The organism is Mesorhizobium sp. M0296 (genome assembly GCF_040321675.1).
GTDB lineage: Bacteria > Pseudomonadota > Alphaproteobacteria > Rhizobiales > Rhizobiaceae > Mesorhizobium.
Genome location: NZ_JAMYRZ010000048.1, coordinates 1 through 26052 on the forward strand (window position 1 = coordinate 1; position 26052 = coordinate 26052).

Genomic DNA, 26052 nt, shown 5'->3' on the forward strand with positions numbered 1-26052 from the left:
GGGGGTGGGCGGCGGTGTTCCCGGCCCCCCGCGGGGGTCACTCACTGTTGTTTTTTTGCGGGGTTCCACAGGTTTCACCCCAAATGGGCATTAACTGGGGGCCGGCCGGGGGGGCGGCCCGCGAGTTGTTGGACTTCAGTTGCTGACCACTGCTTCGGCGTCTTCGGCCGTGCGGATCTTAATGCCCTTTTCCTTGGCATAGGCCTCGGACGACTTCTCGATGATCGGACGCAGCAGCTTCCAGTCGGGCGCAATCCAGTCGGAGACGACGTTCCACTTCTTGCCGTCCCACTGCTGGAAGGTCACGTAGCCGTCACCTTCGTGATTGTCCCAGGAGACGTTGATCGAGTGGAACAGGTCCTTGGCGCCCAGTGCCTCGACGCGTGCCGGATCGAGCTTGAGATGCTCGAAGCCCCAGCGGACTTCGTCGCCGGTGAGCGTGCGGTTGCCGAACTTGGTCTGCGCGATGCGGACCGCCTCGACATTGAGGATGCCGTTGACGATGCCGAGATTGTGGTAGACCGAGCCGATACGGCTCTTTTCGTCGAGATTGCCTTTGCCGGCGCCGTAGACCGTTTTGACGATCTCCTGGACCACCGGATACTGCTCGCCTGACGCCTGGGTGGTGATGGCCGTATAGCCCTTGGCGGCATCGCCCGCGGGGATCACATCCTCTTCCGAATTCGACCAGACATTGCCGACGATGTGATCGGCCGGGAAGCCGGTCTTCTGCGCGGTCTTGAGCGCAACCGGGTTCATCACGCCCCAGCCGCGCAGCACCACATAGTCGGGATGCTCGCGACGGATCGTCAGCCACTGCGCCTGCTGCTCGTTGCCTGGATGCGGAACCTCGATCTGCGACAGCTCGAAGCCGTATTTCTGCGACAGCAGCTCATAGATCGGAATCGTCTCCTTGCCATAGGGCGAGCCGTGATAGAGCACGACGATCTTCTTGCCCTTGAGCTTGTCGAGGCCACCTTCCTTGGAGGCGATATAGTTCACGATGCCCGAGGTCTCGCTGTAGGGATTGAGCAGCAGCGGGAAGACGTAAGGGAACACGCGTCCGTCCGTGGTGTCGGTGCGGCCGTGGTTGATGGTGATCAGCGGCACCTTGTCATCGGTGATGCGGTCGATCATGGCATAGGCGATACCGACCGAAAGCGGGTTCCAGGCGGCGATGCCGGGATTGCTCTTCAATCGTTCATAGACCTCGACGCCTTTCTCGACCTCATACTGCGTCTCGCCCTCGCTCCAGGTCAGCTTGACGCCGTTGACGCCGCCGTCGCGGATGTTGATCAGGTTGAGATAGTCGATGAAGCCGCCGAAGAAGCCGGTGCCGCCGGCGGCATAAGGGCCGACGCGGTAGCTCTGCAGGGGAAAATACTGCTCGTCGGCGTGGACCGCCGTCGCGCCGAGGACGAAGGCCGTGGCGATCGCCGCTTTCTTGAGGTGACTGAAGAAGGTCATGGATTGCGTCTCCTGAGGTTGTGGTCCGTGAGAGGATGTCGAGCGGCGCTCAGCTGGACCTTGAGCCGATCCGTCGTTTCAGGCGGTCGAAGAGGGCCGACAGCCCGTTCGGTTCCGCGATGAGGAAGATGATGATGAGCGCGCCGAGCACGATGCGCTGGCTCATGTCGAGAACACCCGAATCGAACAGTCCGCCAAACAGGAAGGCGCCAAGCCGCGACAGGATGAGCGGAGAGATGACGATGAACGCCGCTCCCAGAAAGGCGCCGCGTATCGAGGCCAGCCCGCCGATGATGATGATGAACAGGATCTGGAACGAGCGGTCGAGATTGAAGCCGGCCGGCTCGACCGTGCGCAGATAGGTGAAGGCCCACAGCACCCCGGCGACGCCGATGATGAAGGACGAGATGGCGAACGCGAGCAGCTTGGTCTTCAGCACAGGGACGCCGATCACCCGCGCGGCGGTTTCGTTGTCGCGCACGGCGATGAAATTGCGGCCGGTCGCGCTGTTGACCAGGCGCCAGACGAGCGCCGTGAGCACGATGACCGTGGTCACCGAGAGCAGGTAGCGGCCCGTCGCCCTGTCGAGCGAGAAGCCCGCAACGGCAAGGTGCGGCGCCGAGATCACCCCGGAAGGGTTGTCGTTGGAGAACCAGCCGAACTTGGTCAGCGCCCACTGCACGAAGAACTGGGCGGCGAGCGTCGAGACGGCGAGATAGAAGCCGCGCAGGCGCAGGCTCGGCAATCCGAACACGACGCCGATGCCGGCGGCTGAAATCCCGGCCAGGATCATGGTCGCAGCCAGCGGCAGTCCTTCGACCCGAAGGTTGAAATTGTAGGCGGCGAAAGCGCCGACCGCCATAAAGGCGGAGGAGCCCAGCGAAAGCTGGCCGCAATAGCCGGTCAAAAGGTTGAGGCCGACCGCCGCCAGGCTGAGCGCCAGGAACGGCAACAGGATCGCCTCGACGAAATAGCTCGACGCATAGGTGGGGATCAGGCCGTAGGCGACGGCAATCAGGGCGGCCGGCAGAGCTAACTTCTGCCAGTCGATTGGACGCCTTGCGGCATCGAGCGCTTGCACGGCCATCGGTCAGACCCTTTCGACAGTCTTCTGGCCAAACAGCCCGGAGGGGCGCACCAGCAGGACGACCAGCGCCAGCGCATAGGCGAACCAGCCTTCGATGCCGCCACCGACAAAGGGTCCGAGGTAGACCTCGGCGAGCTTCTCGCTGGCGCCGATGATGAGGCCGCCGACGATGGCGCCGAGGATGGAATCGAAGCCGCCAAGCACCAGTACCGGCAGCGCCTTCAGCACGATCAGCGACAGCGAGAACTGGACGCCGAGGCGCGCGCCCCACAAAAGTCCCGCGACCAGTGCCACGAACCCCGCGGCCGTCCACACCGTCCCCCAGATCCGGGGCAGCCGCAGCCCGACGGCGAGCGCCGCGAACTGGTCGTCTGCGACGGCGCGAAACGCCAGCCCGATCCGGGTCCAATAGAAGAATGCGCTCAAGCCGGCGACCATCGCCGCGGCAATGCCTGCAGCAAGAAGATCGAACGACGATATCAGGATACCGCCGACCTCGAACGGCGTGTCGTCGATGCCGAGATCGAGCCCGTGCACCTGCGTGCCCCACACCAACTGGGCAGCGCCTTCAATGATGTAAGACAGGCCAAGCGTGGCCATGAACAGCGTCATCGGCGAGCGATTGACCAGCGGCCTCAGCACAGTTCGCTCGATGGTGAAGCCCAGCGCAACCATGACCGCGAGGGTAATGAGCAGCGAAAGCGCAAACGGGATGCCGCGTTCGACAAGGCTGACAAAGGTGAGTGCGGCGAACAGCACCATCGACCCTTGCGCGAAGTTCAGCACGCCCGACGTCTTGTAGATCAGCACGAAACCGATGGCGACGAGCGAATACATGACGCCTGAGAGCAAGCCACCGACCAGCACCTCGATGACGAAGAGGAAATCATAGTAGCTCATCAGATGCCCTCGCCATGTTCGCCTTCGGCGGTGCCGATATAGGCCCGGATCACCGCCGGATTGGCCCTGACCTCGGCCGGTGTCCCGTCGGCGATCTTGCGGCCGTAGTCGAGCACGGCGACGCGGTCGGAGAGCCCCATGACCACGCCGATGTCGTGTTCGATGAGGATGATGGTGACGTCGTGCCGGTCGCGCGCTGCGCGCACGAAACCGGCCATCTCGGCCTTCTCGGTCGCCGTCATGCCGGCCATCGGCTCGTCGAGCAGCAGGATCTTCGGCTCGGCGACAAGCGCGCGCGCCAGTTCGACCCGCTTCTGCAGGCCGTAGGGCAGCGTTGCGACCAGGCGATCGGCGACGGCCTCGAGATGCAGGAAGGCGATTGTCTGGTCGACCTTTTCAGCGATCGCGGCATCTTCGCGCCGGGCGCGCGGTAGACCGGCGATATGTTCGACGAAGCTGGCGCGCCGGGTGTGGACGCGGCCCGACGCGATGTTGTCGCTCACTGAAAGCCCACCGAACAGTGCCAGGTTCTGGAAGGTGCGCGCGACGCCGAGCCGTGCCAGACGGCTTGCCGACACCCGGGAGAAGGACTGGCCATCGATCGCGATCTTGCCCTGATCGGCGTGATAGAGGCCGCTGATGATGTTGATCAGCGAGGATTTGCCGGCGCCATTGGGACCGATCACCGCGCGGATCTCGCGGCTTTTGACCTCGAGGTCGACATCCCGCAATGCCATGACGCCACCAAAAGAAATGCTGATCCCGCCCAGCGCCAGGATCGCATCAGCCTTTGCCGACAGGCGCGCCGGGCGCGTGTCCTCGACGGGACCAGCACCAGCAAGAATGCCGGAAATTTCGGGCGCGCGCTCGTATGCGGCGGCTCCCAGCGAAGCACCAATCATGAAACGTCCCTGATTTTGAAGGCGTGCCGGCGGCGGCCTGAAGGCCGCGCGTGTCCTATTCCGCGGCGACGAGCTCCCTGTCGCGCGCCGCTTCCAGTTCGCGCACCAGAGGGATGACGCGCTTGCCGAAGAACTCTACCTCTTCCTGGAAATGCAGGAAGCCGAGCAGTATCAGATCCGCGCCGGCATCCTTCAGCTTGAGGATGCGTTCGGCAATCTGTTCCGGCGTGCCGATGAGATTGCTGCGGAAGCCGTCATTGTATTGGACAAGATCCTCGAACGAGGATTTCGCCCAGTTACCCTCGCCTTCCGGCGACGCCTTGCCGGCATTCTTGACCTGATCGGCGAAACCCTGCACCGCCTCCGGATTGGCCTTGGCGATGATCTCGTCGAGCACGGTGCGCGCTTCTGCCTCGGTTTCGCGAGCGATGGCAAAGGCGTTGACGCCGATCTTGACCTTGTGGCCATTGGCCTTCGCCTTGGTCTTGATGTCGTCAACCTGCTTCTTGATCTCTTCCGGCGTGTTGCCGTTGGTGAAATACCAGTCGGAAACCCGCGCAGCCATGTCGCGCGCCGCGCGTGATGAGCCGCCCTGGAAGATCTCCGGCTGCGGATCGATCGGCTTCGGCTTCATCGAGTAGTTGGTAAAGCGATAGAAGTCGCCCTTCAGAGTGAAATTGTCCTCGGTCCAGATGCCGCGCAGCGCGCGGATGAATTCCTCCGAGCGGCGATAGCGCTCGTCGTGGTCGAGCCACAGCTCGCCGATGGCGGCGAACTCACCGCGGAACCAGCCGCTGACGACATTGACCGCGACACGGCCATTGGTCAGGTGGTTGATGGTGGCTATCTGCTTGGCCGCCAGCGCTGGATTCCATGGGCCGGGCAGGATCGCCGCGATGACTTTCAGCGTTGTGGTCGCCGCAAGCAGGGCATGGCTGAACGATACGGATTCGTGCTGGTTGTCGGCGCCATAGCCGGCCGTGAAGCGTATCTGGCTCAGCGCGTAGTCGAAGCCGTTGGCCTCGGCGATCTGAGCAAGCTTGCGGTTATAGTCGATGTCCCAGCCTGTCCGCTGCTCGACGTTGGAGATGACAAGGCCGCCCGAAACGTTCGGGACCCAGTAGGCGAATTTCACGTCGTCGGAATTCAAGGTCATTTCGTTCGTTTCCCCTTTTGATTGGCTTCAACCGACGCGCGTGGCGACGGCAGTGTTTGTATCACTGGAATTAAGCAACGAGACCGCTTCGGTAGCGGCCCGTGAGATGCGCTCGATAATCGCTGCGCCGACGATCTTGGCATCGACGAAATCGTCGGGCGCGCCGTAGACGCCGGTCGGGACGGTGACGGCCCCGAAAAAACCGAACAATGGCCGGAGCTGATGTTCGAGAACCAGGCCATGGTATGGACTTCCGCCGGTCGCCGCGAGAAGCACGGTCTTGCCCGTCAGTGCACGATAATCGACAAGGTCGAACAGGTGCTTGAGAGCGCCGGTGTAGGACGCCCTGTAGACCGGCGTTCCGACCACGAGCAGATCGGCCTTCTCGACACGCTGGATGATCGCTTCGCCAGACGCGCCAAGCGCGCCACGAGACAACCCGGCGAAAATCAAAGGCGCCGCCTCGGTGATTTCGATCAGGCCGGTGTCTGCCGGGACGCGCAAGGCGACTGCCTTGACCAGCGCGTTGACCACCGCAGTAGTGCGCGATGGTGTGCTTACGCCGCCGGATATTCCGAGAACCGATAGCCGTGCCAACTCGTCAATCTCCCAGACCCCGCATGCGCATCGGGTCATTTCCAAACCGGGGCAGACGATATTCGACAAAATCTATAGAGATAAGGAACTACGTTCCGATTTTTCGGCCTCGCGGAGAAAAATGCCGTTCTGCTAATGGACGTATTCCGTATAGCGAGCAGACCGAAGCTCAGGCCATCAATACGGCTTCGCATTCATCCATCACCATTTTCAAACGCGCCTAAGCCTTGGGCAATTAGGTTCGTTGCCATGACCAGTGAAACGATCGCGTCGGAATTGAAAACGACGACCCACCATTTACCGCCGGTCAGGAAACCGTAGCCGTCGGCGACAGCCAGTCCCCAATCGGCCGACGGCGGCTGGATGCCGAGGCCCAGAAAACTCAGCGTCGCAATCGAAAAGAACGCGTAGCCCAGCCGAGTGACGAACTCGATGAGGATCGTCTCCCTGATGTTGGGCAATATCTCCAGGAAAATGATGGCGAGCGCGCCTTCGCCGCCAAGCCGGGCGGCGCTGACATAGTCGCGCTCCTTCTGCTCGCGCACGGCGGCGCGGACGGTGCGCGCCACCAGCGGCGCATAGGCGATGCCGATCACCAGGACGACGGTCAGGTTCGACGGCCCGATCGCCACCAGCGTCATGGTGACGAGAACGATGAATGGAAACGCCATCAGTGTATCGAGCAGCCGCGCGCCAATGGCATCGGTGAGGCCATCGAAATAGCCGAGCACCAGGCCGATGATGCTGCCGGCGGCAACGCCGACCAGCGTCGCCAGCGGCGCAACCAGCAGGATATCGCGCGATCCGACGATAATGCGGGACAGCACGTCGCGGCCGAGCTGATCGGTCCCGAACCAATGCGAGGCATCGGGCGGCGTCAGCATCGCCAGAAAATCCTCGGCATAGGGATTATACGGAACGAAGAGATTGCCTGCTACCGCGCATACGACCCAGAACAGTAGCAGCAGCGTTCCGATCACGACCGATGGGGGCAGTCCGGAGAAGGCACTGCCGATCCTGCGCACCGCCGGAAAACCGGCCACGGCGCGCCGTGATGCGGGAAACTCCGTCAGATCCGTCATGGCGAGGTCCGACGGCGTTGCCGCGGATCGAGCAATGCCAGCACGAAGTCGCCCGCCGCCGCCGAAAGAACGAAGATTGCCGCCATCACCAGCACGCCCGCTTCAAGCATCGGGAAATCTCGCGCCTTGGCCGCGTTCAGAACCAGATTGCCAAGTCCCTGGATGCCGAACAGCGCTTCGATCACAACCAGCCCGCCAAGCATGTATCCGGTCTGCGTCGCCAGCACCGCGATGGTCGGGGTTAGCGCATTGCGCAGCACGTGCCGAAGAATGATCTCGCGCCGCTCAAGCCCTTTCAGGACGGCGGTGCGTGTGTAGTCGGCGGCCATCGCCTCGATCACGCCGGCCCGCGTCATCCGGGCGATGTAGCCGGCAAGATTGAGCACCAGCGGCAGCGCCGGCAGGATCAGATAATAGCCTTGCGTCCAGAAGCCCGCGCCATCCGGCGCAACGCCTGAGATCGGGAACCACTTCAGCCACAGGCCGAAAACGATGAGCAGCATCAGGCCGGACACAAAATCCGGCACGATGCCGAAGGAGACGCCCGCCATCACGATCAGCCGGTCGATGAGGCGCCCGGCGTTGAGACCGGCGATGACACCGCCGCCAACCCCGAGCGGAATGAGAAAGACCAAAATAATGCCGGCAAGGGATGCGGAGCGCTTCAGGCTCTCCAGAACGAACGGGGCCACCGGCGCGCGCATCGAAAGCGAGGTGCCGAAATCGCCTGACACCGCCTTGCTGAACCAGAGCCAATACTGGACGAGAACTGGCTGGTCGGCGCCCAGCCGCTTGTTCAGCTCCGCCACCGCCTGCGCGTCGGCAAACGGCCCGAGCATCACGCGGCCGACATCGCCGGGCAAAACCTGCCCGGCGAAGAAAACCAGGACACTGACAAGCCAGAGCGTGAGGACAAGTGTGCCCACACGCGCTGACAGAATGCGGCCGGTCAGCATGTCGCGATCATGCCTGGACGAAGGAAACGCGATCGAGCAGCAGATGCGAGATTGCGGTGAAGCGCACGCCTTCGACCTTCGAGCTGACAATCCGGCTGTATTGCGAGAAGTAGCTGATGATCGCCGGCGTCTCGTCAAGCAAAAGCGTCTGGATCTTGCCGGCAGCAAGGCGCTGGGCATTGAGGTCACGCGCCTTCGAGTAGTCGAGCAGCAGCGCATCATAGCCGGGGTTGTTGAAATGCGCCGCGTTCCAGGCTCCCGTACTCTTCAGCGTGGCGTTGAGGAAGATGTCGGGCGTGCCGCGATGGCCGTAGTCGGTGATGCCGAGAACCGAATCCAGCCAGGGCGAGCTGCCGAAGGTCGCCGAGCCGTAATAGGCGTCCTGCGGCAGGACATTGAGCTTGACATCGATGCCGACCTTTTTGGCGAAGTTCTGGATGATCACCGCATAGTCGGGAATGTCATAGGCGCGTTCGGTGGTCAGCGTCACCTCGAAGCCGTTCGGCACGCCGGCCTCGCCAAGCAGCCGCTTGGCCTCCGTGATATCCTGCTTGCGCTGCGGCACCGACGGATCGGCCGAAGGGAAGATCGGCGCGAACGGGGTGTCGTTGCCGATGATGGCGCGGCCCTTCAGCAGGCCCTTGACCACCGCCTCGCGGTCGATGGTGAGTGCCAGCGCGCGGCGGATGCGCTTGTCGGTGAACGGCGCCTGGTCGGTTCTGAGGTGCACCTGGTCATGCGAGCTTGCCTGCACGCTGAGCAGCTTGAAGTTGGGGTTGCCCTCGATCGCCAGTTCCAACCGCGTCGTGCTGGGGATGACGTCGAGCTGGCCGGCCTGCAGCGCCAGCACCTGCGCCTGCTCGTCGTCGAAGAACTTGATCTCGACGCGGTCGGGCAGCGCCTTGTCGCCCCAGTAATCGTCATTGCGCACGAAGCTCGCGCCTTGCTTGGGACGGAAGGATTCGAGCTTGAACGGGCCGGTGCCGTTGAAAGTCTTCTCGAAATCGCCGGCATAGTCGGCCGGCAGGATGACGGCATTGTAGACGTCGGAGGAGACATAGAAGGGAAAGTTGCTGTTGGGACCGTCGAGATCGAAGGCGACTGTCTGCTCGTCGACCAGTTTGGCGCCACCCTTGGACAAGATGCCCTTGTAGGCTGAGAGCGCCGACGAGCCGCTGGCGGGATCGACCAGCCGCTCGAAGCTCGCCACCACGTCCTTGGCGGTGACGGCGCGGCCATCGTGGAATTTCACTCCTTGCCGCAATTTGAAGGTCCAGCGGCTGGCTGTCTCGTCGGCCTCCCAGGACAAAGCGAGCTTCGGCTGGAGACCGTCCTTCGGATCGTCGAGGATCAGATATTCGCCGACCTGGCTGATCACCCCGATGCTGGCCGGATCGGTCACCGAAACCGGATCGATCGCCTTGGTCGGCTGACCGAGCCCGACACGGACCGTACCGCCGGCGGCGGCCGCGGCGCGCGCGGCTCCGAACCCCTGCGAGGTGGCAAAGCCTGTCAGGCCGAGCAGTGCGGCGTATTTCAGGAGATCGCGGCGCTTGAGAAAGCCGCCCTGATATTCGTCGACGGCGACATTCCAGATGTCCCCCGACAGGCTGCGAAGTGCGTCGATATCCCTGCGTTTGGTCATGTTAAACCCTGCTTTGAAATGAAAATTAAAAACCTATGCGACGGGTTCGCCGTCGAGATGGATGCGGTCAACGGCCTGCGGATAGAAGGCGATGAGGCCTTTGATCTTCGGCATTTCGACGATTGGATCCCGGTAGCTCCAGGCGATGTCCGGGCGCACCGTTCCGTCGCTCAGCAGCCCCGACCAGTAGGAGGCAATGCCCTTGTAGGGACATCGCGTCGTTGTAACGGACGCCGTCAGCCGCTCCAGCCGGATGTCTTCCGCCGGTAGATAGAAACGCGTCGGCAGATGGGTCTCGAACAAAAGCACCGGGCGGTGACTGTCGGCGATCGGCTCGCCGTCGAACCAGACCTGCACATGGCTCGTGCTTTGCAGCACATCAATGCGCGCATAAGGGTCTCGCGCATGGACGAAGACCTCTTCGTCCTCCTCGAACCATTGGTCGACGGCCTTCCAGGTGAAGGCGATCCGGCCAGCCAGGGACGCCAGCGATTCGTCCGGCGGCGAGATGAACGCCCACGCCGCGTTGGCACTGCGCCTGTCGCCGCTGTCGATATCCCAATAGGCCGTCTCGCCACCGACTGGATGCGGTTCGCGATGCAGCGAGGGCTTCAGCACCGACGGGTCTACCGCTGACGGCGGGAAGAAATAGATCGGCAGGAAATGGTTGGAGCGCAGCACGAGCACGTTGCGGCTGTCGGCGATCGTGCGGCCGCCGAATTTGACGCGGACGCGCTTGGGACTGTGCAGGACATTGACGAGATGCGGGGCCGTGGCTTCGCGCGGCTGAAGTCTGGGTGCTGCTGTCATGATCGTTGCTCCGAAGCGGATGTCAGGACACGGCGCGTGCGTTGTCGCGCTGCTCGGCGAAGCGGTTTGCCGGCCGCGCCAGACCGAAGCGGTCGCGCAGCGTTCCTGGCGCGTATTCGGTCGGGAACGCGCCGCGGCGCTGCAGCTCCGGCACCACCTGCTCGGCGAAATTCACCCAGTCCTCGGGCAGCAGCGGGAACATCAGGTTGAAGCCGTCGGCGGCGCCTGAAACGAACCAGTCCTGCAACTGGTCGGCGATCTGTTTGGGCGTGCCCACGACAGTCGGGACCGAACCGCTGTTGGCGAGCTTGCGGGCGATGTCGCGTAGGCTGAGATTCTGCTTCGACCATTCCTTGACCCGGTTGAGCGATGTCCGTCCGCCATTGAACGTGCTCTCGTCCGGTAGCGGCGGCAGCGGCCCGTCTGGCGGATAGACTGAGAGATCCAACCCGCTCCAGCTTGACAGAAGGTCGATGCCGACCTGATCGGGAAGCAGCGTCTGCAGGTATTCCTGCCGTTCCCGGCCCTCCGCCTCGGAGGCGGCGACGATCGGCAGGATCCCCGGCAGGATCTTAAAGCTCTCCGGCCGCCTGCCGTGGCGGGCAAGCCGCTCGTTGATATCCTGGCGATATTTGATTCCATCCTCCTTGGTGCTGTAGATGGCGAAGTGCGCATCGGCCTGGGCGGCGGCGAAGTTCTTGCCGTCCTCGGACGAGCCTGCCTGGACGATCAGCGGGTGGCCCTGCGGCGGCCGCGAGACGTTGAGGGGTCCGCGCACCTTGAAGTGCTTGCCCTTGTGATCGATGGGGTGGACCTTGTCGGGATCGGCGAAATAGCCCGTCTCCTTGTCGATCAGCAGCGCCTCGTCTTCCCAGCTGTCCCAAAGCGCCTTGACGATATCGAGGAATTCGGCCCCGCGCTCATAGCGGAACGCATGTTCGATGTTGCCGTCGCGGCCGAAATTGCGCGCCTCCTCGTCCATGGCCGATGTGACGACGTTCCACGACGCCCTGCCCTTGCTGATATGGTCGAGCGAGGCGAACATGCGCGCAACATTGTAGGGCTCGCTGTACGAGCTCGACGCCGTGGTGATCAGGCCGATGTGTTTGGTCACGCCGGCCAGTGCCGACAGCAGCGTCAATGGCTCAAGGCGGGCATTGGCGTAGTGGGCGACACCGCTCTTGACCGAATCCCAGATCGAAACGTGGTCGGCGACGAAGATGGTGTCGATCCTGGCCCGCTCGGCCGCCTGCACGAGATCACGGTAGAACTCGAAGTCCAGCACCTCCCGGCCCGGCGCCCGCGGATGGCGCCACGACATCCGATGATCGCCCTGCGGGTTGAAGAAAAATGCGCTGAGGATCATGTGGTCTCGAGCCATGCCGGTCTCCTTCCAGATCTGCTCTGGAGCCAAATCTGCTCCGGAGATTGTCGCACTGCTTCGGAAAGCGGTGACAATCGCTCTTGAGCCATGAAAGTTAGATTGCGCTCCGTCCTAATTCGAGTAACTTTATAGATATAATGCATTGCGAAAGTGGAAGCGATTGCCCTCGATCGCGACGCTGGAAGAAAGTGGTTTCAAGCTCCCAATGTCCTCCTCGGTTCTGAACGTCGACCAGCTTTCCATCGCCTATGACGGGCGCAATGGATCGCATCCCGCCGTCAGTGGCGTCTCGCTGCGCATAGGCGAAGGCGAAGCACTCGGCCTTGTCGGCGAGTCCGGATCGGGGAAAAGCTCGGTGGCGCTCGCCATCCTGCGCTATCTGCCGAAGAATGCCCGCATCACGGCGTCAGCGCTGGAGTTCCAGGGCCGCGAAATCCGCGACCTCTCCGCCGAGCAGTTGCGCCAACTCAGGGGAAATCACATCGCCGCCGTCTACCAGCACCCGGGCGCGGCCCTCAACCCAAGCATGACGATCGGCCGCCAGATCACCGAGACGATCATGCGGCATCGCCCGGTGCGCCATGACGAGGCGCGCGAGCGGGCTTGCGAACTGCTCGGGCGCGTTCGGGTGAGCCATCCGGAGCGGGTGCTGGGGCTCTATCCACACGAACTCTCCGGCGGCATGCAGCAGCGCGCCAACATCGCCATCGCGATTGCGCTCGACCCGTCGCTGCTGGTGCTGGACGAGCCGACGACGGCGCTCGACGCCAGCGTTCAGTCCGAGATCATCGCCATCCTCTCCGGCCTGCGCAAGGACCACAAGACCAGCATTCTGCTGATCAGCCACGACATCAACATGATCCGCCGCTCCTGCGACCGGGTGGCGGTGATGCAGTCGGGAACCGTGGTCGAAAGCGGCGCCGCCGGCGATGTCTTCGACAACCCCTCTCACGCCTATACGAAGGCGCTGATCGCCTCGATCCCGGCGCTCAACTACACGAAGCGGAATGGAAGACTGGCGGAGACGGACGGCCTGCCATCGCACTCGGCCGTCCAGAATGAAGATGCCGGCGAGCGCAAAGAACGCCGAATCGCGATCGCCTGTAAAGGTATCAGCCATGCCTTCGGCAGCCAACCGGTGCTCAGCAATGTCGATCTCGATATCGGCCACGGCGAGACCTTCGGGCTGATCGGCGAGTCCGGTTCCGGCAAGTCGACCCTGGCAAGGATCGTCACCGGCCTACAGATGCCAGACGCCGGATCGGTCGAACTGTTCGGCAGGACGGTCGCACCGCGCGTCGAGAAGAGAAGTCTTGGCGAACGCCGCGATGTGCAGATGGTTTTCCAGTCGCCGGATCGCACGCTCAACCCGCGTCAGCGGATCGGCAGGATCCTCGGCCGCCCGCTACGCCGGCTCGCCGGCCTGCGCAGCAGTGAGATAAATGCCCGCATCAGCGATTTGCTGCAATCGGTTCGCCTTGCCGGCGCCACAGCCGAGCAGAAGTCGCGATCACTATCCGGCGGCCAGCGGCAACGGGCGGCCATCGCACGGGCCTTCGCCGGCGTGCCGAAGGTCGTGGTGCTCGACGAACCCACTTCGGCGCTCGACGTTTCCGTCCAGGCAACCGTTCTCAACCTGCTCAACGACCTGCAGCGCGACAAGGACACGACCTATCTGTTCATCAGCCACGATCTCAGGGTCGTGCGCTACATGGCCGACAGGATCGGCGTGCTGTACCGCGGCCGCCTGGTCGAAACCGGCTCATCCGACCAGATTTTTCACGGGCCCAATCATCCCTATACGAAACTGCTGCTGGCGGCGTCTTCAGACGATGCAGCGCCGAAGATCATCTCTCAGGCCGACATCGCGGCGGGCCCGAACCAGGGATGCGCCTTCGCCGGCCGTTGCTCGATCGCTGTTGCCGATTGCAGGAAAGCCGAACCGCCCCTCAGCCAAGCTGGCGACGAGCACCTGATCGCATGTTGGCGGCTCGACCAAGGTTCATGAAGGACGGATCATCATTCTGAAGATCCGTCGCGCTCGCGAGGAAGGCACGATGGAGCTGATCCCCGTCGCAACGTGCCAAGAGACCGGGAGCTGCGGCCGTTCGAGGCGTGGATAGCAGGAAGCTTGGCGATCAGGCATCCACCGTAGTCACAGGCAAGCTCGCATGGCATTTCGTCTGAGGCTCGCTCCTTACAAGGCAATGTCTACAAGTTTGATAGACATTTGCTAAGAAGCCGGTCATACTGCGCTCTTCAAGTGCCTGACTTTTCGCCGTCCATGTTCGCAGGATCAGGAGATGACGATGACGCAGACATTTCTGGAAGCCGTTCCGGGCTGTATCAGGATCGTGATCGGCGCCCTTTTCCCGCCCATGGAGCTTTCACGTTATGCGCCGGACCAGGCGCAGGCGGACGACGCTTCTGACTCCGAGGCGAAATTTCGCCGCTCAGGACGGGATGAAGCTTTCTATTGGGGCATCGGCACTTGCGGCTATTGGTAGGCACCGTCGCATCCGGCCATAGACCTATCATCGAAATGCGGGGGGTTACCTGGCAGCATTGGCTGGCTGTCGCGATCCAGGAGGAGACCGATGATCACACGCCTTTTACCCGCACTGCATGAGGGCCATGCTCCGATTCATTTGCACGGAGCCTTCGACGATGCCTTGGAAGCCTACCAGACCTGGACTCCGGGAACGGACGAGCCGCACGTGGAGTTTGAGAACCATATGGTGCCGATCAGTTCGGTCTTCGGCCGCATGCGGACCTGCACCGATATTCTTCCTTGGCGCATCGAGGGCGATGTCCTAGAGGTTGTCGGCAATACACTGGTGTTCGGCGGCGAAAAGGCGATCACTTACGCCGATGCCGCTCTGGTCCTTCGCGCTTTGTGCGTGAAGCGGCTCCGGAGCGGCGACGTCGGCAACTAACAGGCGACGCTGCATAGGTTCCCGTCAAAGCCGGAGCCGGGCACAAGGGCAGCTCGGCTCCGTATCATTCAGCCAGTATGCGTCGCGATCTGCCCTGATAGCCTCTATTTGCTCAGTCGGTCATGCGCGGCGATGGCCATAGCTCTGCATGGTGCGGATAGACTGGTGCTGCGAGAGAGGATTGAACTCTCGACCTCTCCCTTACCAAGGGAGTGCTCTACCACTGAGCTACCGCAGCCGCCGATGGCGGGGCTTCTGCCATATCGAACCGGCAAGCGCAAGGCCAAGACAAAGACGGGTTGAAAGGCCGCACCGGGCGATCGTTGCGGACATGGCCGTGCCACAATGTTGGCTATCCCTTGATACGCACCGGCGGGTCGCCGGCCGGGGACAGAACGATGAACGGCAAGACAGTTTCTCCGAACAAGGATGGATCACCGAAGAAGGATGGTTCAGCGAAAAAGGCCGGAACGGGCCGCAAGGACCGGCTGGCCGAGCAGTTGCGCGCCAACCTGCAGAAGCGCAAGGCGCAATCGCGCTCACGAAGGACCGGCGACGCCGACAAGCGGCGCGCTGGCGAGGCCGACGAGCTGCCGGAGGGGCTGCAGGCGGCGATGAAAAAAGATTAACGCGAATCGGCTATGTTGGTCGCCGGTACTTTGGCCAAGTCGGCGTGGGCCAAAGTGGGGAGTAGCCTGTTTCTTGAACCAAGCCGGCCAATGGTCTAGATGGCCGCAACAGACTCAACCGATTTAAACCGGCCTTGGCGCCGAGGGGACGCTCTTCATGGATCGCATCAGAATTGTCGGCGGCAACAAGCTTGCCGGAAGCATTCCGATCTCGGGCGCGAAAAACGCTGCGCTGCCGCTGATGATCGCCGCGCTTTTGACCGATGACACGCTGACGCTGGAAAACGTGCCGCATCTGGCCGATGTCGAGCAGCTGATCCGCATCCTCGGCAATCACGGCGTCGACTATTCGGTCAATGGCCGCCGCGAAAAGCAGCAGGAAGGCTATTCGCGCACCATCACTTTCTCCGCCCGCAACATCGTCGACACGACGGCGCCTTACGAGCTGGTGTCGAAGATGCGGGCCTCGTTCTGGGTGATCGGCCCGCTGCTGGCCCGCATGGGCGAGGCCAAGGTGTCGCTGCCCGGCGGCTGCGCCATCGGCACACGGCCGGTTGACCTCTTCCTCGAAGGTCTGCAGGCGCTGGGCGCCGATATCGACGTCGACACCGGCTACGTCATCGCCAAAGCCAGGAACGGCCGGCTTGTCGGCAACCGTTATGTGTTCCCGAAAGTCTCGGTCGGCGCCACCCATGTGCTGATGATGGCGGCCTCGCTGGCCAAGGGCGAGACGGTGCTCGAAAATGCCGCCCGCGAGCCGGAGATCGTCAACCTCGCCGAATGCCTCAACGCCATGGGCGCGAAGATCTCCGGCGCCGGCACGGCGACCATCACCATCGACGGCGTCGAGGCGCTGTCGGGTGCCCGCGTCAGGGTGATCCCCGACCGTATCGAGACCGGCACCTATGCAATGGCGGTGGCGATGACCGGCGGCGACGTCGTGCTGGAAGGCGCGCGGCCCGACCTGTTGCAGACGGCGCTCGACATCATTTCGCAGACCGGCGCCGAGATCACGCAGACTAATTCCGGCATCCGCGTCAGGCGCAACGGCGCCGGCATTTCGCCGGTCGACGTGACGACGGCGCCCTTCCCGGCTTTCCCGACCGATCTACAGGCGCAGTTTATGGGCCTGATGACGATGGCCAAGGGCAAGTCGCGCATCACCGAGACGATCTTCGAAAACCGCTTCATGCACGTCCAGGAACTCGCCCGGCTAGGCGCCCACATCACGCTGTCCGGCCAGACGGCGATCGTCGACGGCGTAGCGAAGCTGAAGGGCGCGCCAGTCATGGCGACCGATCTTCGGGCCTCGGTGTCGCTGGTCATTGCCGGCCTTGCTGCCGAAGGCGAAACCACAGTCAACCGCGTCTACCATCTCGACCGCGGCTTCGAGCGGCTGGAGGAAAAGCTGTCTGGCTGCGGCGCGGAAATCGAGCGCATTTCGGGGTAACGATAGCAGGCTCAGGTCGGCGCTGCCCCTCACCTGCCTGCCGGCATCTTCTCGCCGTATAGGGACGGGGAGTAGGACCGCCTCGCGAAGGATTTCGCCAATCTCCGGCGTTGCGGAGAGGGTGCCGAGGTTGCGGCCAGCCCCTACACCCGTCCCTATACGGGGAGAAGGTCCCGGCAGGAGGATGAGGGGCGGCGGCGACCGGAGCGATTGCCTGGCCAAGACCTCCGGCGCGGTTGCACGAGCCGGAAAGACCGCCTAACAGAAGGTCGAATAATCAACTCGCAGGTGCGAATTCCGCATGAATGGCCTCAAGCTTGTCGCGCTCGACGATCAGGATCTGAGCATCATCTCGGCGCATGTCCAGGATGCCGTCATGAAGGTCAGCGATCTCGAATACCTGCCTTCTGTAAAGCGCTTCGTGCTGACCATGAACCGCTTCGTGTGGGAGGCGAAATCCGGTTTCTTGCGCCAGCACAATGAGCGGCGGCAGGCCGTGCTGCATTTCGACCGGGTGCTCGGCGCCAAGACCAGCGGCATTGCCCGCGACAAGCCCGACGAAGTGCTGTCGCTGCTGGCGATCAGCTTTCTCGCGCTCGACAAGCCGGCCGGCATCGTCGAGCTGATCTTTTCGGGCGGCGGCGCGATCATGCTCGATGTCGAATGCATCGAGGCACGGCTTGCCGATGTCGGCGGCGCCTGGGAAGCGACGTCGCGCCCGGTCCACAGGGTCTGATGTGATGGCCATCACGCTTCGCCAGTCCGACGCCGATTTCGAGCAGCGCTTTGCCGCGTTCCTGCTGACCAAGCGGGAAGTCTCGGCCGATGTCGACGCCGTGGTGCGCGAGATCATCGCCAAGGTGCGTGCCGAGGGCGACGCGGCGCTGGTCGGGTACACGCAGAAATTCGGCGGCGGTGACCTGGCCAGGCTCGGCATCGCCGTCTCCAGGGACGACATTGCCAAGGCTTACGAGGCCGCCGATCCGCAGACGGTCGAGGCGCTGAAATTCGCGCGCGAGCGCATCCGCGCCCATCACCAGCGGCAGCTGCCGCAGGACGACCGCTACACCGATGCCGCCGGCGTCGAGCTCGGCTCGCGCTGGACGGCGATCGAGGCCGTCGGGCTCTACGTGCCGGGCGGCACGGCGAGCTATCCGAGCTCGGTGCTGATGAACGCGGTACCGGCCAAGGTCGCCGGCGTCGAGCGCATCGCCATGGTGGTGCCGGCCTCCGGCGGCGAGGTGCCGCCGCTGGTGCTTGTGGCAGCCGACCTTGCCGGTGTCTCCGAAATCTACCGCGTTGGTGGCGCCCAGGCGATCGCGGCCCTTGCCCATGGCACCGAGACGATAAAGCCCGTCGCCAAGATCGTCGGCCCCGGCAATGCCTATGTCGCTGCAGCCAAGCGCCAGGTGTTCGGCACGGTCGGCATCGACATGATCGCCGGGCCGTCGGAAGTGCTGGTCGTCGCCGACGGCAGCAACGATCCGGACTGGATCGCCGCCGACCTCCTCGCCCAGGCCGAACACGATGTGTCGGCGCAGTCGATCCTGATCACCGACGACCGTGCCTTTGGCGTAGCGGTCGAACAGGCGGTGGAGCGGCAGTTGCAGAACCTGCCGCGCGGAGAAACGGCGGCAGCGAGCTGGCGCGATTTTGGCGCCATAGTCCTGGTGCCGACGATCGAGGCTGCACTGCCGCTGGTCGACCGCATCGCGGCCGAACATGTCGAGCTTGCCATCGATGACCCAGAGGCCTTCCTGGCGCGGATGCGCAATGCCGGTGCGGTGTTTCTCGGCCGCCACACGCCGGAAGCCATCGGCGACTATGTCGCCGGCTCCAACCACGTGCTGCCGACGGCGCGCTCGGCGCGCTTTTCGTCCGGGCTTTCGGTGCTCGATTTCGTCAAGCGCACTTCGATCCTGAAGCTCGGGCCGGAGCAGTTGCGGGCGCTGGCGCCGGCGGCGATCACGCTCGCCAAGGCGGAAGGGCTCGATGCACATGGACGCTCCGTCGCCATCCGGCTGAACATGTAGAAATGTCCGACTACGACCAAACCCGCGCCAGGCTGATCGATGTCGAGCTCGACGAGACGATCGGCCGCTCGACGCCCGATGTCGAGCATGAGCGGGCGGTGGCGATCTTCGACCTGATAGAGGAGAACCGCTTCCAGCCGGTCAATGACGACGGCGCCGGCCCGTACCGGCTGAAACTGTCGCTGGCCGAGTCCCGGCTGGTGTTCGCGGTGGCGCGCGAGGACGGCGCAGCCGTGGTCACCCACATCCTATCGCTGACGCCGCTTCGGCGCATCGTCAAGGATTACTACATGATCTGCGAAAGCTATTACGATGCCATCCGCACCGCGACACCCAGCCACATCGAGGCGATCGACATGGGCCGGCGCGGCCTGCACAATGAAGGCTCGCAGACGCTGATGGACAGGCTTGCCGGCAAGATCGAGATTGACTTCGACACGGCGCGCCGGCTGTTCACGCTGGTTTGCGTGCTGCACTGGCGAGGCTGAACTGGCCGCCCCGCTGCCCCGCCCGATCCTGCCCCGCTCGATCCTGTTTGTCTGCGGCATGAACGCCGTGCGCTCGCCGATGGCCGAATTGCTGGCGCGCAAGGTGCTTCCGCCCACAACCTTCGTCGCCTCGGCGGGAGTGCGCGGCGGCGAACGCGATCCGTTCGTCGATGCCGTGCTGGCCGAAGAAGGGCTGTCGCTCGGCGAACGGCACCCGAGAACGATGGACGACCTCGAGGACGATTATTTCGACCTGATCGTCACGCTGGCGCCGGAAGCCCACCACACCGCGCTCGAGCTCACCCGCTCGCTGTCCGTCGAGGTCGAGTATTGGCCTATGCCCGACCCGACCGGCGTCAGCGGCACGCGCGAGCAGATCATGGCCGCCTACCGCGACGTGCGCGAGCGGCTGAAGGCGCGGATCGGCCGCCGTTTTCTCGGCAACGGAGCTAAAAACGCCGTGGATTAAGCATGTTCACAAGCGGACGTTTATCATATAGGTTCCGCGCAACTTTCCGGCCGGGGCGCTGGAAGTACCCATCCAAGCAAAGGTATCGAATGCCGAAGGAAGAAGTCCTCGAGTTTCCGGGTGTCGTGACGGAACTGCTGCCCAACGCGATGTTCAGGGTCAAGCTCGAAAACGAACATGAAATCATCGCCCATACGGCCGGCCGCATGCGCAAGAACCGCATCCGCGTTTTGACCGGCGACAAGGTCCTGGTCGAGATGACGCCCTACGACCTGACCAAGGGCCGCATCACCTACCGCTTCAAGTAAGTTCAAGGACCCGGCCGGGATCGCGATGGGCATTTTGCAGAAGCTCGTGCTTGCCTCGGGTTCGCCGCGCCGGATCGAGCTGCTGCAGCAGGCCGGCATCGAGCCGGACCGTGTGCTGCCGGCCGATGTCGACGAGACGCCGCTGCGCGCCGAACACCCGCGCTCGCTGGCCAAGCGCCTGGCAACACAAAAGGCCGAGAAGGCGCTGGCTTCGCTGAAGACCGAAGCCGACTACCTGCCGAGCTTCGTGCTGGCCGCCGACACGGTGGTTGCCGTCGGGCGGCGCATCCTGCCCAAGGCCGAGACGCTCGACGACGCCGCCAACTGCCTCGGGCTTTTGTCCGGCCGTTCGCACCGGGTCTATTCCGGCATCTGCCTGATCACGCCGGGCGGCAAGCAGCGCTTGCGGCTGGTGGAGACCAGGGTGCGTTTCAAGCGGCTGCCGCGCGAGGAAATCGAGGCCTACATCGCATCCGGAGAATGGCGCGGCAAGGCCGGCGGCTATGGCGTCCAGGGGCTTGCCGGCGCCTTCGTCGTCAAGCTTGTCGGCTCCTATACCAACGTCGTCGGCCTGCCACTCTACGAGACGGTAGCGCTTTTGAGCGGCGAAGGGTTTAAGGTGCACGCCAACTGGCTGTCGGGTGCGCGGATATGAGCCCGGACGACAAGGTCACGCCGCTGCGGCCCAAGCGGCCCTGCCCCGAATGCGGCAAGCCATCGGCGCGCGAAACCTACCCGTTCTGCTCGACGCGCTGCAAGGACATCGACCTCAACCGCTGGCTGAAGGGGGTCTACGTCATCCCGGGCCGCGACGACGAGGACGAGAACGACGACCAGAAATAGCGCCGTCCACCTGCGGTTTTCCACAGGTTTGGGACGGTTTCGCAGCCGCGATCGTGACCGATGATCGGCCTTGCGGACTGCCTGTCGTTTCCCGCCTGAAATCAATGTCCAGAACTTGTTCCATCCGGGCACTGTCGGACGGAACAGGTTCTGGCGTTTTGTTTGAGCATGATCTTTTCCGAAAACCGGATTCCACTTTTCGGGATCATGCTTTTTGTCTAAGCATGATCTTTTTCCGAAAACCGGATTCCACTTTTCGGGATCATGCTCTAAGCGCTGGACAGGCCGGATTCCCGTGCTATAACCCACGCGCTTTCAAGGGGTGCCGACGGCGCTTTCATGAACCCGGTGTGCAGATTGCCGCCCGCCGGAGCAGGCCCAGATAGCTCAGTTGGTAGAGCAGCGGACTGAAAATCCGCGTGTCGGTGGTTCGAATCCGCCTCTGGGCACCATCCTACAGCTTTGATTTTGCTATTCTTTTTGGCTTGTGTCATCGCGGCGATTTCCAGAGTTTGACGTTTTCCTCAGGCGGGTTTGACAATTTTCGTTCGCCGCCTGTTCACTTCGGCGTCGAAATCGGTGACCACGGCCGACATTTTCCGGCTCTTGTTGGCACGCTTGGAGTAGTGCCGCGCCATCTCGATCGTCTTCTGGCCGAGCATGTCGGCGATGGTGCGCTCGTCGTATCCCATCTCGGCGAGGATGGTCGCTACGGTATGCCGGAGGCCTTTCAACGTCAGGCCTGGCTGAACCGCGCCGGAACGCTCCAGCTCCTGCCTGATCGGCCGCCACGATGCGCGGAAGCCCGAAGGCGTCCACGGCTTGCCAAAGCTGTTGGCGCAGAGCGTGATCGCATCGTGCTTCGGGGCCACTGCGAGTGCAGCAACGACAGGCGCCGGCAGGGGAAACCACATGGCCTCGCCGGTCTTGCCGCGCCTGGCGTCGATTTTGCCGTCAGAAACGGCCGTGGGCGGGATCTTAAGCGCGTCCTGCGGATCGAGGCCGCAATACATCATCAGGGCCACCGGCAGTTGCATATGCGCCGGCAGCGCGGCGGCGACGGCATCGCGCTCGCTGTCCGACCATGGCCGATTCGCATCGGCCATGCCGCGTGGCCGGCGGATGCCTTTGATCTTCATAGCCGGGTTCACCTTGAGGTAGCCGCGTTCGACGCCCCATGCGAACGTCAGCGCCAATACGGTCTTGACGTAGTTTCCGAACCGGCGACCGTGCATCGCAGCCGCCTCGTCGCGGATCCTGACGACGAGCGGAGGCGTGAAGCGGTCGAGCATCGTGCCGGCGATCGGCTGCAGATAATCGAAACAGCGTTGATAGTCGGCGCGCGTGCGCGCGGCCAGGTCGGTGAAGAACACGCTGGCACGATAGCGGGCAATCAGCTGGCCGAGTGTGCCAGGCTTCGGATCGTCACCCCTGCCGGCGAGCGCTACGATGCGCCCGCATTCGGCAAAGAACGCCAGGCCGCCGAGCGGAAACTTGGCCAGGTCGACCATTGTGCCGGTCTTGCGATGCCGGCAGCGCCATTTGTAAGGCGGCTTCCGGTCCTGCCAGATGGCAAATCCCTTGACACGCACGATTGCCATTAGCCGCGCAGCTTTCTGATCAATTCGTCGTCGCCGGTCTGATCACCGGATTTCAGCGTATCGATCCAGGCATCGAGATCGCGCATATCATAGAGCTTTGTCCCGCTCGGCATCACAACGGGCACGACGCCGCATTCAATGGGGAAGCGCTTTACCGGAATACCACAATATTCGGCAGCCTCTTTGGCGAGCAACATCCGCCGCGGCAGAACCTTCAGATTTAGTGTGGCGATTGTCATGATGGACCAAATCCCGGTGAGAAAGTTGCGGATGCAGCCGGAGCGAACCATCCCCCCAACTGCATCCGCTTCGGCTGCCGCGCTGTACATCCGAGCGCGACAGGCCTTCTCATGCGATTTCAACCAATCCCGGATCATGACTATTTGCCGGGCGGAATTGGCGTGAAAGGACGAACCGCGCGCCCCTGAAGGTCCCGGCAGATTCCTAGAACGATCCGTTGAGCCTGAACTGACCGCCGCCAAGCGAGACGCCGAACTTCTTGTTTGTGCCGGCAGTCGTCGTCAGCTCGTCGTCAGCGACCACATAATAGGCGAGCGTGCCGGCCGCGAAGACATCACCGCTCTTCAGCGGCAGGTCCTTGAACACGCCTTGAAGGCGCGTCTGCACAACTTGGCCGCTGGCGGCGGCGCCGACGGCAATGCCGACGATGCTGCCTACGCAAACGATATCTCCCGGCGCGCGGTCGACGGGCGCCGTCAACGGCACCGTATGGCCATCCTGGACAAGGTTTCTCATTGTCGGTCTCTCCTGATTTTACGCCGGTCCGGCGTTCTTGTAGGCGCCGCGATAGTCGATCCAGCCGGCGCCGAAGGCGGTGGAAACGCGCGTGATGACGGCGTGCCGGTTGATTGGCGCCTCTGTACGCACCTCCGGATCGTCCATGCCGTTGACGGTGCCATGCTCGAGGCTCATCTGCCGCTCCGGCCGGGCGAATAGGTACCAGGCCTTCGGGTCGGCGAGCCGATGTTCAACGACCGGCGTCAGCTTGCCCGAGAACGGGTTGACCTCGTCGACCGAGGTGGCCGTGATCGCGGCGAGCAGCTGCTCGGCAGCAGTCTCGAGCTCGGGCGGAATGACCAGGAAGGACGGGTTGACGCCGATATCGCGCAGCCCGTCGATGTCCTTTTGTCGACGCATGGCGAGCCTTCCCGCCGAAAGCGTCGTCACGTCCAGAGCCGCACCGGCGCCAGCCAGGTTGCCGTGACTGGCGTGGAACACCGCGACGCCATCCGACAACACCGGGTTCGATTCGATCCGGTTGACGATCACCCGCGCCTTGCCGTCGAGCACGGTCTCGCCGATGCGAAGCGCCGGCTGCACCAGCAAGCCGAGATTGTCGTTGACCAGCGCTTCGGTCGTGATCTCGATCATCCGCGAGCGAATGACGGCAAAGGTCTTTTCCTTGCGCTCGCCGATCGTCCCATACTGCACCTCCCCGCCCTCGCCAGGCGGGAGCAGCTCGGGGAAAAGGCCACCCTGGACGCTCTCCTTCTCGCGAAAATCTTCATAGGTCGTCTCGTGAGAGATACGCAGGATCTCGGGATAGTTGATGATCTGCGCCGCCAGTGCAGAGACAGAGACCGTGTCCGACAGGATTTTCAGAAAATCATCCGTCGTCATCATGGCGCGGATTTCGCTGCGCCCTCCGGTCTTCGAGGCGACCGCTGCCGCGGCATCGCGGAGACCCATGCCAGGATGCGCGCGCGACACGGCGTCGCCAAAGGCAGCGCGAACGATGCCAGGCGAATGCCGGTTCAGCATGGCGATCGCCATCGGGTCGAAGAGATCGGCGGGATTGGGTTTGGGAGCTGCGCTCATCGATTCTTGATCCTTATTTTGGGAGGAAGTCGTTCCAGGTCGTGGGACCGCTGCGGCCGCCCCGATTGCCAGGCTGCGCCAGTCCGGAAATCGGCATGCGCATGTCTGCCAGGCGGCTAGCTTCGTAGGCGGCCGCCTGCGCTTGCCGGTCCTTCTCGGTCTGGCCGGTGGCCTTCAGCGCATCGAGCTCGGCCTGCAGCCTGTCGGCGCGGTCCTTCTCGGCCGAGGCCGAGGCTGTTTCCGCCGCCCTTGTCCAACCGTTCGCCTGCGCAAGCGCCTTCAATTCTGGCGGTGCGTTCCGGTATCGGGTGAAATCGAAGGAAGCAAACGCCCTGGCTGATGCGGCCTCGACCTTGTTGGCAAATCCTTGCTCGACGGCTTGTTCGCCATTGAGCCAGGTCTCCGCATCCATAATCGCCAACATGTCGGCGGCGGGCTTTCCGGACTTTTTGGCATACCAAGACGCATATGCGTCACCCACCTGCCCGAGGATCTCGATGGACTTCGCGTGCTCTCGCACATCGCCCGCCGTTATAATGTTGGGGTTGTGGATCATCATCAATGACCCTGTCCGCATGGTGGTCTCGTCGGCCGCCATCGCGAGCATTGTTCCTGCGGACGCCACCAGACCTTGCACGGTCACCCGCGATCCACCCGGAAATCCAGCGATCAGATTGGCAGCGGTGACGCCAGCTGTTGCGACGCCTCCCGGACAATCGAGAGAGATTTCGACAGGCTTCGTCCTGTCGCACTTGGCCAGAGCTGTCGCAAGATCGAACGGAGAGAACCCTTCTTCGAAAAGACTGTCGCCGAGGACGCCGAAAGCATCGATCTTGTTTGCACCTCGATAGATATCAGCCATCTGCTCTACTCCTCGCCGAAGCCGCGATCTTTGTTGACCTTGCCGACAGCATCCCGCCAGTTCTCCGCTATCCGCTTGATGCGATCCTCGGCGGTAGGCAATGAGCTTGGATCGGGCCACATGCCGGATATATCGATCCCCTCGCCAGCGGCCCGATATTGCAGGGCGACGAACGACGCCGTGATGTTCGTCACGGTGATACCGAAGACCGTTCCTGCACCTGAAAGCGCCGCCACAAGCTCGGCCATGGTTCCGACGAAGGCCTCGGACCGGGCAAACTGTTCGGCCGGCAGACGCAGCCGCCCGGCATAGAGGTCACCTGACCCGTCGCCGTGACGAAAGGTCTGCGCGCTGGCCTCTATGTCGGCGCCACGCGCGGCAATCAACGGAGCCGCGTCCCGTACAATGGCGGCCGCCATCGTACGATTTATTCCATGGCCATCGGGCGACGCGAAGAGGTACTCCGAGACAAGATAGGCGAACGCTTCGAATGGCGAGTACTCGCGGTCAACAGCGTTGACCACCGGCAACTGGTTGCGATGCTTAAGCGCCGACAGGCCGTCGGAATTGAGCTTGGTCAGGACGAAGAATTGGGCGCGACTGATCAT

At 63.1% G+C, this 26052-nt stretch carries 29 protein-coding genes and 2 tRNA genes; 13 read left to right on the top strand and 18 right to left on the bottom strand.

What is annotated here, in order from left to right; translation table 11 throughout:
- Positions 1-135: 135 nt before the first annotated feature.
- The 11 genes from NKI97_RS30435 to NKI97_RS30485 all read right to left on the bottom strand — a co-directional run bounded on the left by NKI97_RS30435 (position 136) and on the right by NKI97_RS30485 (position 11983).
- The gene (locus NKI97_RS30435; RefSeq protein WP_352838067.1) at positions 136-1467 is read right to left on the bottom strand and encodes an ABC transporter substrate-binding protein; all 1332 of its coding nucleotides are present in this window, start codon (positions 1465-1467) and stop codon (positions 136-138) included.
- A 49-nt stretch (positions 1468-1516) separates the two neighbouring features.
- Positions 1517-2554, bottom strand: coding sequence for a branched-chain amino acid ABC transporter permease (locus NKI97_RS30440; protein WP_352838069.1), 1038 nt, complete (start codon positions 2552-2554; stop codon positions 1517-1519).
- Between the two features lie 3 nt (positions 2555-2557).
- Positions 2558-3454, bottom strand: a complete 897-nt coding sequence (locus NKI97_RS30445; RefSeq protein WP_023722895.1) for a branched-chain amino acid ABC transporter permease — start codon at positions 3452-3454, stop codon at positions 2558-2560.
- A complete protein-coding gene (locus NKI97_RS30450; RefSeq protein WP_352838071.1) occupies positions 3454-4356 on the bottom strand; it encodes an ABC transporter ATP-binding protein in 903 nt (300 codons plus the stop codon). The genes NKI97_RS30445 and NKI97_RS30450 overlap by 1 nt, the downstream gene beginning before the upstream one ends.
- 55 nt (positions 4357-4411) lie before the next feature.
- Positions 4412-5512, bottom strand: coding sequence for a dimethylsulfone monooxygenase SfnG (gene sfnG, locus NKI97_RS30455; protein WP_352838073.1), 1101 nt, complete (start codon positions 5510-5512; stop codon positions 4412-4414).
- A gap of 27 nt (positions 5513-5539) precedes the next feature.
- Positions 5540-6109, bottom strand: coding sequence for an FMN reductase (gene msuE, locus NKI97_RS30460; RefSeq protein WP_352457719.1), 570 nt, complete (start codon positions 6107-6109; stop codon positions 5540-5542).
- Positions 6110-6303: 194 nt separating this feature from the next.
- Entirely contained in the window at positions 6304-7191 is an 888-nt protein-coding gene (locus NKI97_RS30465; RefSeq protein WP_352838075.1) for an ABC transporter permease, read from the bottom strand.
- Positions 7188-8147: an ABC transporter permease gene (locus NKI97_RS30470; protein WP_352838077.1), complete on the bottom strand. Its 960-nt coding sequence runs from the start codon at positions 8145-8147 to the stop codon at positions 7188-7190. The genes NKI97_RS30465 and NKI97_RS30470 overlap by 4 nt, the downstream gene beginning before the upstream one ends.
- Before the next feature lie 7 nt (positions 8148-8154).
- A complete protein-coding gene (locus NKI97_RS30475) occupies positions 8155-9792 on the bottom strand; it encodes an ABC transporter substrate-binding protein (protein ID WP_352838079.1) in 1638 nt (545 codons plus the stop codon).
- Between the two features lie 33 nt (positions 9793-9825).
- Positions 9826-10602 carry a DUF427 domain-containing protein gene (locus tag NKI97_RS30480; protein ID WP_352453577.1) on the bottom strand — a complete coding sequence of 259 codons (777 nt, stop codon included), beginning with the start codon at positions 10600-10602 and terminating at the stop codon, positions 9826-9828.
- A 22-nt stretch (positions 10603-10624) separates the two neighbouring features.
- Positions 10625-11983, bottom strand: coding sequence for an LLM class flavin-dependent oxidoreductase (locus NKI97_RS30485; protein ID WP_352838081.1), 1359 nt, complete (start codon positions 11981-11983; stop codon positions 10625-10627).
- A gap of 208 nt (positions 11984-12191) precedes the next feature.
- Between NKI97_RS30485 and NKI97_RS30490 the strand changes: the two genes are divergently transcribed.
- From NKI97_RS30490 to NKI97_RS30500, 3 genes are all read left to right on the top strand, one after another.
- Positions 12192-13994: a dipeptide ABC transporter ATP-binding protein gene (locus tag NKI97_RS30490; RefSeq protein WP_352747106.1), complete on the top strand. Its 1803-nt coding sequence runs from the start codon at positions 12192-12194 to the stop codon at positions 13992-13994.
- Positions 13995-14289: 295 nt separating this feature from the next.
- Positions 14290-14493, top strand: coding sequence for a hypothetical protein (locus NKI97_RS30495; protein WP_352457712.1), 204 nt, complete (start codon positions 14290-14292; stop codon positions 14491-14493).
- Positions 14494-14583: 90 nt separating this feature from the next.
- Positions 14584-14922, top strand: coding sequence for a BRA0787 family protein (locus NKI97_RS30500; RefSeq protein ID WP_352453574.1), 339 nt, complete (start codon positions 14584-14586; stop codon positions 14920-14922).
- Positions 14923-15085: 163 nt separating this feature from the next.
- On the opposite strand, the gene NKI97_RS30505 is transcribed toward NKI97_RS30500, so the two are convergent.
- Positions 15086-15160, bottom strand: a tRNA-Thr gene (locus NKI97_RS30505).
- Positions 15161-15320: 160 nt separating this feature from the next.
- Here NKI97_RS30505 and NKI97_RS30510 point away from each other — a divergent pair.
- The 10 genes from NKI97_RS30510 (at position 15321) to NKI97_RS30555 (ending at position 21594) form a co-directional block, all read left to right on the top strand.
- Positions 15321-15551, top strand: coding sequence for a hypothetical protein (locus NKI97_RS30510; protein WP_352747102.1), 231 nt, complete (start codon positions 15321-15323; stop codon positions 15549-15551).
- Positions 15552-15708: 157 nt separating this feature from the next.
- Positions 15709-17001, top strand: coding sequence for a UDP-N-acetylglucosamine 1-carboxyvinyltransferase (gene murA / locus NKI97_RS30515; RefSeq protein WP_352453416.1), 1293 nt, complete (start codon positions 15709-15711; stop codon positions 16999-17001).
- A 301-nt stretch (positions 17002-17302) separates the two neighbouring features.
- The gene (locus NKI97_RS30520) at positions 17303-17737 is read left to right on the top strand and encodes a DUF2948 family protein (RefSeq protein ID WP_352457708.1); all 435 of its coding nucleotides are present in this window, start codon (positions 17303-17305) and stop codon (positions 17735-17737) included.
- A 4-nt stretch (positions 17738-17741) separates the two neighbouring features.
- Positions 17742-19034 (top strand): histidinol dehydrogenase, encoded by a 1293-nt coding sequence (hisD, locus tag NKI97_RS30525; RefSeq protein ID WP_352838084.1) that lies wholly within the window; start codon positions 17742-17744, stop codon positions 19032-19034.
- Between the two features lie 2 nt (positions 19035-19036).
- On the top strand, positions 19037-19522 hold the full coding sequence (locus NKI97_RS30530; protein ID WP_292663977.1) for a UPF0262 family protein: 486 nt from the start codon (positions 19037-19039) through the stop codon (positions 19520-19522).
- Between the two features lies 1 nt (position 19523).
- Positions 19524-19991, top strand: coding sequence for an arsenate-mycothiol transferase ArsC (locus NKI97_RS30535; RefSeq protein WP_352838112.1), 468 nt, complete (start codon positions 19524-19526; stop codon positions 19989-19991).
- Between the two features lie 89 nt (positions 19992-20080).
- Positions 20081-20299 (top strand): translation initiation factor IF-1, encoded by a 219-nt coding sequence (gene infA / locus NKI97_RS30540; protein WP_006200926.1) that lies wholly within the window; start codon positions 20081-20083, stop codon positions 20297-20299.
- Positions 20300-20324: 25 nt separating this feature from the next.
- The gene (locus NKI97_RS30545) at positions 20325-20954 is read left to right on the top strand and encodes a Maf-like protein (protein WP_352457706.1); all 630 of its coding nucleotides are present in this window, start codon (positions 20325-20327) and stop codon (positions 20952-20954) included.
- Complete coding sequence (gene yacG / locus NKI97_RS30550; RefSeq protein ID WP_023677402.1) at positions 20951-21142, top strand: DNA gyrase inhibitor YacG; 192 nt, start codon at positions 20951-20953, stop codon at positions 21140-21142. Before NKI97_RS30545 ends, yacG begins: the two co-directional genes overlap by 4 nt.
- Positions 21143-21518: 376 nt before the next feature.
- Positions 21519-21594, top strand: a tRNA-Phe gene (locus tag NKI97_RS30555).
- A gap of 72 nt (positions 21595-21666) precedes the next feature.
- On the opposite strand, the gene NKI97_RS30560 is transcribed toward NKI97_RS30555, so the two are convergent.
- The 6 genes from NKI97_RS30560 to NKI97_RS30585 all read right to left on the bottom strand — a co-directional run bounded on the left by NKI97_RS30560 (position 21667) and on the right by NKI97_RS30585 (position 26052).
- Positions 21667-22743 (bottom strand): tyrosine-type recombinase/integrase, encoded by a 1077-nt coding sequence (locus NKI97_RS30560; RefSeq protein ID WP_352838086.1) that lies wholly within the window; start codon positions 22741-22743, stop codon positions 21667-21669.
- On the bottom strand, positions 22743-23120 hold the full coding sequence (locus NKI97_RS30565; RefSeq protein WP_352838088.1) for a hypothetical protein: 378 nt from the start codon (positions 23118-23120) through the stop codon (positions 22743-22745). The genes NKI97_RS30560 and NKI97_RS30565 overlap by 1 nt, the downstream gene beginning before the upstream one ends.
- A gap of 67 nt (positions 23121-23187) precedes the next feature.
- On the bottom strand, positions 23188-23499 hold the full coding sequence (locus NKI97_RS30570) for a DUF2190 family protein (RefSeq protein ID WP_352532454.1): 312 nt from the start codon (positions 23497-23499) through the stop codon (positions 23188-23190).
- Positions 23500-23517: 18 nt separating this feature from the next.
- The gene (locus NKI97_RS30575; RefSeq protein ID WP_352838090.1) at positions 23518-24582 is read right to left on the bottom strand and encodes a phage major capsid protein; all 1065 of its coding nucleotides are present in this window, start codon (positions 24580-24582) and stop codon (positions 23518-23520) included.
- A 13-nt stretch (positions 24583-24595) separates the two neighbouring features.
- Positions 24596-25564, bottom strand: a complete 969-nt coding sequence (locus tag NKI97_RS30580; protein WP_352838092.1) for a head maturation protease, ClpP-related — start codon at positions 25562-25564, stop codon at positions 24596-24598.
- Positions 25450-26052, bottom strand: coding sequence for a hypothetical protein (locus NKI97_RS30585; protein ID WP_352838094.1), 603 nt, complete (start codon positions 26050-26052; stop codon positions 25450-25452). The genes NKI97_RS30580 and NKI97_RS30585 overlap by 115 nt, the downstream gene beginning before the upstream one ends.